The organism is Blastococcus sp. TF02-8, assembly GCF_003319175.1.
Lineage (GTDB): Bacteria > Actinomycetota > Actinomycetes > Mycobacteriales > Geodermatophilaceae > Blastococcus.
Genome location: NZ_QOHK01000002.1, coordinates 326,435 through 337,804 on the forward strand (window position 1 = coordinate 326,435; position 11,370 = coordinate 337,804).

Annotated in this window: 10 protein-coding genes; 5 read left to right on the forward strand and 5 right to left on the reverse strand. The window is 74.0% G+C overall.

Annotated elements, in window-relative coordinates; genetic code table 11:
* Positions 1-10: 10 nt before the first annotated feature.
* The 3 genes from DQ237_RS05665 to DQ237_RS05675 all read right to left on the reverse strand — a co-directional run bounded on the left by DQ237_RS05665 (position 11) and on the right by DQ237_RS05675 (position 2,687).
* Positions 11-829: an ATP-binding cassette domain-containing protein gene (locus DQ237_RS05665; RefSeq protein WP_113798019.1), complete on the reverse strand. Its 819-nt coding sequence runs from the start codon at positions 827-829 to the stop codon at positions 11-13.
* Complete coding sequence (locus DQ237_RS05670; RefSeq protein WP_240619434.1) at positions 826-1,881, reverse strand: ABC transporter permease; 1,056 nt, start codon at positions 1,879-1,881, stop codon at positions 826-828. The genes DQ237_RS05665 and DQ237_RS05670 overlap by 4 nt, the downstream gene beginning before the upstream one ends.
* Positions 1,882-2,075: 194 nt before the next feature.
* Positions 2,076-2,687 (reverse strand): hypothetical protein, encoded by a 612-nt coding sequence (locus tag DQ237_RS05675; RefSeq protein WP_113798023.1) that lies wholly within the window; start codon positions 2,685-2,687, stop codon positions 2,076-2,078.
* Between the two features lie 65 nt (positions 2,688-2,752).
* On the opposite strand from DQ237_RS05675, the gene DQ237_RS05680 reads away from it, so the two are divergent.
* A complete protein-coding gene (locus DQ237_RS05680) occupies positions 2,753-4,042 on the forward strand; it encodes an adenylosuccinate synthase (RefSeq protein ID WP_113798549.1) in 1,290 nt (429 codons plus the stop codon).
* Positions 4,043-4,110: 68 nt separating this feature from the next.
* On the forward strand, positions 4,111-5,133 hold the full coding sequence (gene rsgA, locus DQ237_RS05685; RefSeq protein WP_205730089.1) for a ribosome small subunit-dependent GTPase A: 1,023 nt from the start codon (positions 4,111-4,113) through the stop codon (positions 5,131-5,133).
* Positions 5,134-5,136: 3 nt separating this feature from the next.
* On the opposite strand, the gene DQ237_RS05690 is transcribed toward rsgA, so the two are convergent.
* Complete coding sequence (locus DQ237_RS05690) at positions 5,137-6,159, reverse strand: glycerophosphodiester phosphodiesterase family protein (protein WP_113798025.1); 1,023 nt, start codon at positions 6,157-6,159, stop codon at positions 5,137-5,139.
* A 216-nt stretch (positions 6,160-6,375) separates the two neighbouring features.
* On the opposite strand from DQ237_RS05690, the gene purD reads away from it, so the two are divergent.
* Positions 6,376-7,653, forward strand: a complete 1,278-nt coding sequence (gene purD, locus DQ237_RS05695) for a phosphoribosylamine--glycine ligase (protein ID WP_113798027.1) — start codon at positions 6,376-6,378, stop codon at positions 7,651-7,653.
* Here the strand turns inward: purD and DQ237_RS05700 are convergent.
* Positions 7,640-9,055, reverse strand: coding sequence for an AI-2E family transporter (locus DQ237_RS05700; protein WP_113798029.1), 1,416 nt, complete (start codon positions 9,053-9,055; stop codon positions 7,640-7,642). The two genes, purD and DQ237_RS05700, sit on opposite strands and share 14 nt — an antisense overlap.
* A 102-nt stretch (positions 9,056-9,157) precedes the next feature.
* On the opposite strand from DQ237_RS05700, the gene purB reads away from it, so the two are divergent.
* On the forward strand, positions 9,158-10,465 hold the full coding sequence (purB, locus tag DQ237_RS05705) for an adenylosuccinate lyase (protein WP_113798553.1): 1,308 nt from the start codon (positions 9,158-9,160) through the stop codon (positions 10,463-10,465).
* Positions 10,462-11,337 carry a phosphoribosylaminoimidazolesuccinocarboxamide synthase gene (locus DQ237_RS05710; RefSeq protein ID WP_113798031.1) on the forward strand — a complete coding sequence of 292 codons (876 nt, stop codon included), beginning with the start codon at positions 10,462-10,464 and terminating at the stop codon, positions 11,335-11,337. Before purB ends, DQ237_RS05710 begins: the two co-directional genes overlap by 4 nt.
* Positions 11,338-11,370: the final 33 nt, after the last annotated feature.

Consider the following 11,370-nt stretch of genomic DNA (forward strand, 5'->3'; position numbering starts at 1 on the left):
GCGCCCGGGCTCAGCGTTCGCCGAGCTCCGGGTGCAGGGCGGTCAGTGCGTCGGTGAGGGTGGTCAGCGACTCGCCGCCGGCCATCAGCGCGGTGAGCTCGTCGGCGTCGATGTCCTCCCGGGTGAGGTTCCCGGCGACGTGGCCGTGGGCCAGCAGCAGGAACCGGTCGCCGATGACGTGGGCGTAGCGCGGGTTGTTCGTGACGACGACGACGGCCAGGCCCTGCGCACGGGCGGCCAGGATCGCCTGCCCGAACAGCGTCTGCCGCGCCACCGTCATGGGGGTCGCGGGCTCGTCGATGACCAGGGCGCGGGCGCCGAAGTGCAGGGCGCGGGCGACCGCGAGGCTCTGCCGCTCACCTGCCTGCAGGGCGCTCGCCGGCTGATCGGGGTCCAGCCCGGTCACCCCGACGCGGGCCATGGCGCGGGCCGTCGTCCGGCGTGCGCCGTCGACGTCCAGGCGCCGCAGCGGCCAGACGCCGCGGGTCGGCTCGGCGCCGAGGAAGAAGTTCCGCCAGACCGACAGCAGCGGCGCGACGGCGAGGTCCTGCCACACCGTGGCGATGCCCAGGGCGCGCGCCTGCCGGGCGGAACGGAAGCGCACCGGCGTCCCGTCGACCAGCAGCTCGCCCTCGTCGTGCCGGCGGAGCCCGGAGAGCACCGAGACCAGCGTCGACTTGCCCGAGCCGTTCTCGCCGAGCACGCAGGTGATCTCACCGGGCCGGAGGGCCGCGGAGACCCGGCTGAGTGCCGGGACGTTGCCGTGCCGCACGGTGACCGCGCGCAGCTCGATCGCCGCACCGTCGTCGGTCCGCTCCGGGGTGCTCACGACCGCGGCCTCGCCTTCAGCCGTCGGCGCACGACCCCGTTGGCGACCAGCGCCACGAGCAGCAGCGCGCCGAGCAACGTCTGGAACCAGCGGGGGTCCCAGCCGGCCAGCGTGATGCCCTGCCGGGCGACCGCGTAGAGCAGGGCGGCCACGGCCGCGCCGATCGCCGACCCGTAGCCGCCGGTGAGCAGGCATCCGCCGATGACCGCGACGACGACGAAGTCGATGGCCGTGCCGAGCGAGGCGTTGCCCAGCTGCACGCCCTCCACGCGGAAGAGCCCGAGCGTGCCGATCAGCCAGCCCGCGGTGGCGGTGAGGCAGAACAGCGCCACCGTCGTCCGGCGGACGGGCACTCCCAGTTCGCGGGCTGCCCGACGGGCGCCACCTCCGGCGAACACCGCGTTGCCGAACTTCGTGCGCCACAGCGCCCACGTCGCCAGCGCCGTGGCCACCAGCCACCAGACGACGGCCACGTGGAAGCGGGCGTCGCCGATCACCGCCGACGATCCGAACACGGCGGCCGCCGAGGGCCAGCCTGGGGCGTCGTCGAGCCCCCCGATCTGCGTGGAGCCCGAGACGCTCTGGAAACCGGCCAGGGAGACCCCCTGCAGCACCAGGAACGTCGCGAGGGTGACCAGGAAGCTGGGCAGCCCGGTGTTGACGACCAGGACGCCGTTGACGACGCCGACCAGGAGGGCGGCCAGCAGCGAGACCAGGAGCGCCGGCCACGCGGGCCATCCCGCCGGGCCGACGAGCACCGCGGTGAGCAGGGAGCTCGCCAGCGCGACCGCGCCCGCGGAGAGGTCGAACTGTCCGGCGACGAGCAGCAGGGCCACGGCGACCGCCCCGATGCCCAGGGGCGCGGCGACGTCGAGGACGCCGGCGAGGCCGACGTCGGAGCGCAGGCCCGGCGCCTGGACGCCGAAGAAGACGACCACGACCACGAGGGCCACCACGGCCGGCAGGCTGGGCCGGGCCAGCGCGCGAGCGAGCAGCCGGCGTCCGGCCGATGCCGGGGGCGGGCCGTAGGAGGGCAGCCGTTCGCCGATCACCGTCGGTCGGCTCCGGCGGTGGAGGGACAGTGCGTCGGCAGCGGGTCCTCCTCGGGCGTGCGCGTGCACCCCAGTGTCCACGACCCCGGAACGCGCTGGGACGGCGCCGCCCGGAGCGTGGTGACGGGCTGGCACGGCCATCCGTCAGGGACCCGCGGCGAGCGGGGCGAGTCGTGGGGGGAAGGGTGGTCCTCTCAGGGCTGCAGGCGCCAGCGCACGCGGTCGTCGGCGTACCAGGTCCAGCGGGTCACCGGCCGCGGGTAGGGGACGCCGTCGCGGACGATCCGCGCCGGGTCGCTGGCCACCTGCAGCGCACGGCCGCTGGTGTGCCGGGTGGGGCGCAGGGGCAGCGTCATGACGGTGACGCCGATGGTGTCGACGGCGCTCCAGTCGGGGCGGACGTCGATGCGGGTGATCTCGCCGTCGGCCACCCGGATGTCGTCGTGGTGGGCCTGCAGCCCCAGCCGGCGGGAGAGCGACCGCCGGCCACCGGCGGCCTCGATCCGGCCGTGGTGCAGGAGGACTCCGCCGTGGTCGTCCCGGACCAGGGTGAGGTCGCGCGGGTCGCCGGTACCGATGCCGAGCGCGCGGGCGAGCGCGTCGGAGGACTTGTCGGGGCCCGGTTCCCACGCCACCGGTACCTCGGCGGTGCGACCGGCCTTGAGCAGCGCGGCGAGCACCGCGGACAGTGCCGGGACCGGCCCGCGGACCACGACGGCGGTGGCGGTGCCGACGGGCTCGAGCTGGGTCGGGCGGGGCGCTTCGCCGGGCTCCAGGCGACGGAGGTCCAGCTCGACGGAGGGCATGCGGATACCCTGCCATCTGCCGGCCGGGATCCCCTCGGCCGCCGATGAAGGAGATCCAGGAGCCGATGCCCGCTGTCGTGCTGATCGGTGCCCAGTGGGGCGACGAAGGCAAGGGCAAGGCCACCGACCTGCTCGGCGGCCGCGTGCCCTACGTCGTCCGGTACCAGGGCGGCAACAACGCCGGCCACACGGTGATCACCCCGGACGGCGAGAAGTACGCCCTCCACCTGATCCCGTCGGGCATCCTCACGCCCGGGTGCACCCCGGTCATCGGCAACGGCGTGGTGATCGACCCCGAGGTGCTCATCAAGGAGCTGGCGGGTCTGGAGGAGCGGGGGGTGGACACCTCGCGCCTGGTGATCTCCTCCGACGCGCACTTGATCATGCCGCACCACCGGGCCCTCGACAAGGTCACCGAGCGGTTCCTGGGCAAGCGCAAGATCGGGACGACGGGGCGCGGGATCGGTCCCGCCTACGGCGACAAGGTGGCCCGCACCGGCATCCGCGTGCAGGACCTGCTGGACCTCTCGATCCTCCGGCAGAAGCTCGAGGGGACTCTGCAGGAGAAGAACCAGATCCTGGTCAAGGTCTACAACCGCAAGGCCATCGACGTCGACGAGGTCGTCGAGGAGTACACGCAGTACGCCGAGGCGCTGAAGCACCGCATCGTCGACACCCGGCTGCTGCTGGGCAAGGCGCTCGACGCCGGTGAGTGGGTGCTGCTGGAGGGCTCGCAGGGCACGCTGCTCGACGTCGACCACGGCACGTATCCGTTCGTCACGTCCTCCAACCCGACCGCCGGTGGCGCTGCCGTCGGTGCCGGTGTGGGCCCGACCCGCATCGAGCGGGTGGTGGGCATCCTGAAGGCCTACACGACCCGCGTCGGCTCCGGTCCGTTCCCGACCGAGCTCCACGACCAGTGGGGCGAGTACCTGCGCAAGCACGGCGGCGAGGTCGGCGTCACCACCGGTCGCGACCGGCGCTGCGGCTGGTTCGACGCCGTCGTCGCCCGCTACGCCAGCCGGGTCAACGGCATCACCGACTACTTCCTCACCAAGCTCGACGTGCTGTCGGGCCTGGAGACCGTCCCGATCTGCGTCGCCTACGAGATCGACGGCGTCCGGCACGACGAGATGCCCATGACGCAGACCGACTTCCACCACGCGAAGCCCGTCTACGAGGAGATGCCCGGCTGGTTCGAGGACATCCGGCACTGCCGGACGTTCGACGAGCTGCCGGCGGCGGCGCAGGCCTACGTGCGCCGTCTCGAGGAGCTCTCCGGTGCGCGGATCAGCGTGGTCGGCGTCGGCCCCGGCCGGGACGAGAACGTGGTCGTCCACGACCTGATCGGGTAGGGAGCCCGCCCCCGGTCGGGGACGAAAAGCACGCGACAGGGAGCGGGCGGCCGAGCACCATCCCCGGCGTGGATCTCACCGCTCTGGGCTGGACGGCCGACCGCGTAGCCGAGCTACCGTCCGGTTGCGAGCCCGCACGGGTGCTGCGGGTCGACCGGGGCCGGCTCACGGTCCAGGCTGCCGACGGCGAGCTGCGGGTGCGCGTGGCGGGCGTCCGATCCGTGGACGGGACCGGCCCCGCGGTCGGTGACTGGGTGGCGCTGCGCGGCGACCTGGCCGTGGCCGTGCTCCCCCGCCGCAGTGCCTTCAGCCGCGCGGCAGCCGGTCGTACGTCGACGCTCCAGGTCGTGGCCGCCAACCTCGACGTCGTCCTCGTCGTGGACGCGCTGGTCGGTGGTGCGCGGCTGCGCCGGATCGAGCGGTACCTCGCCGTCGCGTGGAGCAGCGGCGCCGCTCCCGTGGTGGTGCTGACGAAGGCGGATCTCTGCGCCGACGTGACCGCGGCCGTCGAGCTGGTCGCGGAGGACGCCCCCGGGGTCCCGGTCCTGGCGGTGAGCTCGTCAACCGGGGACGGGCTGGGGGCGGTGCGCGACCTCCTCGGCCCGGGCCGGACGGCGGCGATGGTCGGGCACTCCGGCGTCGGGAAGTCCAGTCTGGCCAATGCGCTGTGCGGCAGGGCGGTCGCCGGCACGCAGGGGATCCGGGACGACGGGCGCGGGCGGCACACCACGACCGCCCGCCAGCTGCACCTGCTGCCCGGTGGGGGCCTGCTCGTGGACACCCCGGGCATGCGGGAGCTGGGGCTGCCCGACGATGGCGGTGGGCTCGTGCAGGCCTACGCCGACGTCGTGGAGTTCGCCACGTCGTGCCACTTCCAGGACTGCGAGCACCGCACCGAGCCCGGCTGCGGGGTCGCGGCCGCGATCGACGACGGCCGGCTCGACCCGGCCCGGCTCACGGCGTGGCGCAAGCTGCAGGGGGAGCTGCACCGCCAGCGGGTGCGCGTCGACGCCCGAACCCGCTCCGAGGAGCGGAACCGGCTCCGGGCCGCGCGCCGTGCGGGCCGGGAGCGGTCCGCGCGGTCGCGCTGAGCGTCAGACCAGCTGGGCGGTCATCGCCGTTCGTGCCCGCACGGCGTGGTCCGGCGAGTCGGTGATCAGCCCGTCGATGCCGAGGGCCAGCAGCTCCTTGGCGTCGCCGACGGCGTCGCCGAGCCCCTCGGGGGCATCCCCGCGGCGCAGGTGCTGGGGCAGGAAGGCGTTCTCGGCGCGCAGCGTCCAGACGAAGACCGACAGCTGGGCGGCGTGGGCCTGACCCACCAGGTGTGCCCGGCCGGGGGCGGCGGCAGCGGCGCTGGCCAGGACCCGCTCCCGGCTGGGAGCGATGGCCTGGGCGTAGGTCGAGATCTCCCGCAGCCCGGCCGGTGTCACCATGGCGTCGCCCGCGGGCACGTCGTCGACGAGCTGTGCCATCTGCGGGCCGCCGTCGCCGAGCCGGGCGCGCAGGTCGCGCAGCAGAGCCGGGTCGAAGGACTGGATCAGCACGGTGCCGTCCGCGCGGTCGGCGCCGAGGCGACGCAGCTCCTCGGCGACCAGGGCGGCCATCGCGGGCTGCGCCGACTCGTCGGACGAGTCGTGCTTGAGCTCGGCGAGCACACGGATCTGCCGGTCGGCCGTGGAGCGGCAGCGGGCCAGCTCGACGACCTCGCCCAGGGTGAGGATCCCGAACCGGCCGTCGTAGGCGGTGTTGAGCGGCCGCATGGCCGGCATCCGCTCGACGGCGCGCAGCGTGCGCAGCTCCGCGTGCGTGAAGTCCTCGGTGAACCAGCCCGTGCACAGCTCGCCGTCGACCACCCGGGAGGTGTGGCGGTCGGCGAACTCGGGACGCTCGGCCACGTCGGTGGAGAGCGAGAGCTCGTTCTCGTGCCGGACGATCAGCACGCCGTCGCGGCTGACCACCACGTCGGGCTCGATCAGATCGGCTCCGAGGTCGATGGCCAGCTCGAAGCTCGCCGCGGTGTGCTCCGGCCGGTAGGCCGGGGCACCGCGGTGTCCGATGACGACGGGCCGGGGAAGGCGTGTCGCCGGCCTCGTGGCCAGCGACTCGGTCGCGCGCATGGCATCCACAACACAGGAATCGGGTGAATCGCGGGGGAACTGAAGAAGACGGATTGCGCACAATCGAGAACACAGTGCGCTGACCAGCGGCTGCGGACCGTGATTGTGACCCAGATCACGTGGTGTGTCTGGGGTTTCTGGGGTTTGGACCGTCGCTGCAACGGTCAGCAGCCGTGCGCTCGGCCTCCCTCGGAGGGGTCGGTAGGGTCGCCAGTCGTGCGCGTGCTGGTGATCGGCTCCGGTGCCCGGGAGCACGCCCTGTGCGTGGCTCTCCAGTCCGACCCCGCGGTGAGCGCGCTCGCCTGCGCGCCCGGCAATGCCGGCACGCGGCGGATCGCCCCGCCGCCGTCGGACGGCCTGACCGTGACCGATCCGGTCGCCGTTGCCGGGATGGCGCAGGAATGGCAGGCCGACCTCGTGGTCATCGGACCGGAGGTGCCCCTGGTCGCCGGAGCCGCCGACGCCGTGCGCGAGGCCGGCATCCCCTGCTTCGGCCCGTCGGCCCAGGCCGCGCAGCTGGAGGGGAGCAAGTCCTTCGCCAAGCACGTGATGACGGCGGCCGGCGTCCCGACAGCTCGGGCGTGGGCCGTCGGTGGCCCCGCAGAGCTGGAGACCGCCCTCGACGAGGTGGCCGCGCTGACCGGCGGCGCCCCCTACGTGGTCAAGGACGACGGGCTCGCCGCGGGCAAGGGCGTCGTGGTGACCTCCGACCGGGCAACCGCCGCCGCGCACGGCCGAGCCGTGCTGGACGCGGGCGGCTCGGTCCTGGTCGAGGAGTACCTCGACGGTCCGGAGGTCTCGCTCTTCGCCGTGACCGACGGGACGACCGTGCTGCCGCTCGTGCCCGCGCAGGACCACAAGCGTCGCGACGACGGCGACGCCGGCCCCAACACCGGCGGGATGGGGGCCTACGCGCCGCTGCCCTGGGCGCCGGCCGGGCTGGTCGACGAGGTGCTCGCGGGAGTGCTGCAGCCGACCGTCGACGAGATGGCGCGGCGCGGGGAGGCCTTCTCCGGGCTGCTCTACGCCGGCCTCGCCCTGACCTCCCGCGGTGTGCGGGTGGTGGAGTTCAACGCCCGTTTCGGCGACCCGGAGACCCAGGTCGTCCTGCCGCTGCTCGAGACGCCGCTCGCCGGTCTGCTGCACGCCGCGGCGACCGGGACCCTGGCCGAGCACCCGCCGCTGCGCTGGCGCGACGGCGCGGCCGTGACCGTGGTCGTCGCCGCTGCCGGCTATCCCGAGGCGCCGCGCACCGGTGACCCGATCACCGGCGCCGACGGCGACGGGGTGCTGCACGCCGGCACGACGGCGAGCCCCGACGGTGCTGTCGTCTCCGCCGGTGGTCGCGTCCTCGCGGTGACGGCGGTGGGCGCGGACCTGGCCGCCGCGCGGCAGGCCGCCTACGAGCGGGTGGCCGGCGTGCGGCTGGCCGACGCGCACTGGCGCACCGACATCGCGCTGGCGGCCGTCGAGGGCCGGATCAGCGTGAGCTGATCACCGGCTTCGCGCGTTCGGGGCGGGGTTCGGGCGGTCGCGGCCCTTCGTGGCGCCGGCTCAGGTACGTGCCGGCGACGTTCACGCAGGCGACCGTCGGGACGGCGATCAGCGCGCCGAAGACGCCACCGACCAGCAGGCCGGCGGCGATGGCGAGGACCACCGCCAACGGGTGCACGTGCACGGCCCGGCCGAGCAGCAGGGGCTGCAGCACGTGCCCCTCGAGCTGCATGACCGCGATGACGACCGCCAGCGCGATCAGCGCCTTGATCGGACCGACCGCGACGAGGGCCACCAGCACGGCCACCGACCCGGCGAGGAACGAGCCGATGATCGGGATGAAGGCGCCGAGGAAGACCAGCGCGGCCAGCGGGATCACGAGAGGGACCCCGAGGATGGCCAGCCCGATGCCGATGCCGATCGCGTCGACGAGTGCGACCGCCACCGTGGCCCGGACGTAGGAGATCAGCGTCCGCCAGGCCCGTCGGGCGGCCTCGTCGAGGAAGGCCTGGGACTCGCGGGGGAACAGGCCCACGAGCCACAGCCAGATCGAGCGGCCGTCCTTGAGGAAGAAGAACAGGGTGAACAGGGCGAGGACGATCCCGGTGAACACCTCGCCGACGGTGGCGGCGGTGGTGATGGCGCCCGACGCGATGGTGTCCTGGTGGTCGACCAGGGTCTCCTGCGCCTGGGCGACGGCGTCCTCCAGCTCCCCGCGGGTGATCGGGAACGTCCGGACGACGAAGTTCTGCACCTGCCCGATGCCCTCGCTGACCTGGCCGGCCAGATCGCTGAAGCCGGTGCTGATCTGCTGGACGACCAGCGTGATGATCCCGGAGACGACCCCCAGGCCGACGACGAGCATGGTGACGGCGGCCAGCGAGCGTGGCCATCCGCGGTGCACCAGCGCGGCGGCCCCCGGCTGCAGCAGCGCTGCGAGCAGCAACGCCACGATGACCGGGACGACCACGACGGCGACGTAGGCCATCGCCACCAGCAGCGCGTAGAGCCCGGCGAGCACCACCAGCAGCCGCCAGGACCATGCGGCCGCCGTGCGCAGCGTCGTCGGCACGAACTCCTCGGCGTGGATGCGCCCGCCCGGGGGGTCGGTCAGGAGCGGGCGCCGGCGGTCCTCACGACGCTGCGGACGGCCGCCCTCGGGTGGGCCGCTCACGCCGCCCGGACCGAGCGCGCCGTCGAGGTCGGGGGCGCCGGGCTCCGGGCTGCCCAGCGGCGGCTCGCCCTCCTCGAACCCCTCCTCGGCGGTCCCGTCGTCGATGGCCGCCGGCTCGTCGACGTCGTCCCGCGGGGCGTGTTCGGGCCAGCCGTGGGGGTCGTGCTCGCGGGCGGCGCGGATGCGCTCGCGGGCCCGGCCGACGACCTGGCCGGCGCGTCCCAGCATCGCTCTCCTCCACGGGCAGTAGGGGGCCTTCGTGATCACGCTAGCCCTGCGGGAGACTGTCCCCGTGCTGCGACGAGCTGACCGGTGGCGGGCGGTACCCGCATGATCGAGCGCTACACCCTCCCCGAGATGGGCCGGGTCTGGAGCGACGCCCACAAGTACGAGCTGTGGTGCCGCGTGGAGACCCTGGTGCTCGAGGCGCACGCCGCGGCCGGGCGGGTCCCCGCCGAGGTGGTGGAGCCGGTGCGCAACGCGCCCCCGCCGACCGCCGAGCGGGTCGCCGAGATCGAGGAGACGACGCAGCACGACGTCATCGCCTTCCTCACCGCGTGGGCCGACAACACGTCGCCGCGATCGGCCGCCGCCTTCGTGCACCACGGCATGACGTCGTCGGACCTGCTGGACACCGCGCTCGCCGTCCAGCTCACCGACGCCACCGACGTGCTCCTGGCCAAGGCCGACCGGCTGGTGGCGGCGCTGCGCGACCACGGGCTGGCGCACCGGAACACGATCAGGGTCGGTCGTACGCACGGCGTGCACGCCGAGCCCGTCGTCTGGGGGCACCGGGTCGCCGACCTCGCCTTCGCCGCGGCCCGATCCCGTGACCGGCTGCGCGCCGCGCGCGACGCCGTGGGTGTCGTCGCCATCTCCGGCGCCGTCGGCACGTACTCGCTGATCGACCCCTCGGTCGAGCGGACGGTCGCCGACGCCCTGGGGCTGCGCCCGGCCGACGCGTCGACGCAGGTGGTGCTGCGTGATGGCATCAGCGAGTGGGTCTCCGCCCTGGCGATCATCGCCACGGTCTGCGAGGCCGTCGCGCTGGAGGTCCGGCACGGCCAGCGCACCGAGGTGCGGGAGCTGTCGGAGGCGTTCGGCTCGGGCCAGAAGGGCTCGAGCGCGATGCCGCACAAGAAGAACCCGATCCGCTCCGAGCGCATCGCCGGCCTCGCCCGCGTGGTCCGCGCGGCGATCGTGCCGGTGATGGAGGGCATCCCGCTGTGGCACGAGCGCGACATCTCGCACTCCTCCACCGAGCGGGTGTTCCTGCCCGACGCCGCCATCACCACCGACTACCTGCTGAACCTGACGGCGGGCCTGGTCGAGAACCTCGTGGTCGACGCCGACCGGATGCGGGCGAACCTGGAGTCCACCGGCGGGCTGATCTACACCTCCTCGGTGCTGCTGGAGCTGGTGGAGAGCGGGCTCTCGCGCGAGGACGCCTACGCGCTGGTCCAGTCCGCGGCCATGGAGACCTGGAACTCCGGGACGCCGTTCCGGTCGACGCTGCGGGATCGCGCGGCCACCTCGGGCGTGACCCTGGACGAGGCGCGGCTGGACGAGATCTGCCGCCCGGAGCAGTACGTGGCCAACCTGGGGCCGCTGTTCGACCGGCTCGCGGCGCTGTCGTGAGCCTCGATCTCCCGCTGATCGCCCGCGGCAAGGTGCGGGAGATCTACGACGCCTCGTCTCCGGCCGTCTCCGACCGCTTGCTCCTGGTCGCCTCCGACCGCATCTCGGCCTACGACTGGGTGCTGCCCACACCCATCCCCGACAAGGGGCGCGTGCTGACGCAGCTCTCGGTGTGGTGGTTCGAGCAGCTCACGCCGGTGCTGGAGTCCTTCGGGGCGACCCACCACCTGGTGTCGGCGGTCGACGTGCCGGCGTCGGTGGCGGGGCGCTCCATGCTCGTGCGGCGGCTGGAGATGCTGCCGGTGGAGTGCGTGGCCCGCGGCTACCTGTCCGGGGGTGGCACCAAGGAGTACGAGCGCACCGGTTCGATCCGCGACGTCGCCCTGCCCGCCGGGCTGGTCGAGGGCTCACGGCTGCCGGACTCGGTGTTCACGCCGTCGACCAAGGCGGAGCTCGGCGAGCACGACGAGCCGATCGACTTCCCACGGGTCGTGGCGCTGGTCGGTCCCCAGCGCGCCGAGGAGCTGCGCGAGCTGACGCTGGCGTTGTACCGGCGCGGTGCGGAGATCGCCCGCGACGCCGGCATCGTGCTGGCCGACACCAAGTTCGAGTTCGGGGTCTCGGCCGACGGCGGCCTCGTGCTCGGCGACGAGGTGCTCACCCCGGACTCGTCGCGCTTCTGGCCGGCGTCGTCCTGGTCGCCCGGGTCGGTGCAGCCGTCCTACGACAAGCAGTTCGTGCGCGACTGGCTGACGTCGTCGGGCTGGGACCGCGTCTCGGAGCCGCCCGAGCTGCCCGAGGACGTCGTCGCCGCCACCCGCGAGCGCTACGTCACCGCCTACGAGCAGCTGACTGGCCACCCCTTCGCCTGACGTCCGGTCCGGGCCGGACGTCGGGCGAAGCCG

What these genes read in the sequence shown, in the direction of transcription:
- DQ237_RS05700 (WP_113798029.1), bottom strand. Translation starts at nt 9,055, where the DNA reads ATGCTGGGACGCGCCGGCCAGGTCGTCGGCCGGGCCCGCGAGCGCATC.
- DQ237_RS05680 (WP_113798549.1), top strand. Translation starts at nt 2,753, where the DNA reads ATGCCCGCTGTCGTGCTGATCGGTGCCCAGTGGGGCGACGAAGGCAAG.
- purB (WP_113798553.1), top strand. Translation starts at nt 9,158, where the DNA reads ATGATCGAGCGCTACACCCTCCCCGAGATGGGCCGGGTCTGGAGCGAC.
- DQ237_RS05690 (WP_113798025.1), bottom strand. Translation starts at nt 6,159, where the DNA reads ATGCGCGCGACCGAGTCGCTGGCCACGAGGCCGGCGACACGCCTTCCC.
- DQ237_RS05675 (WP_113798023.1), bottom strand. Translation starts at nt 2,687, where the DNA reads ATGCCCTCCGTCGAGCTGGACCTCCGTCGCCTGGAGCCCGGCGAAGCG.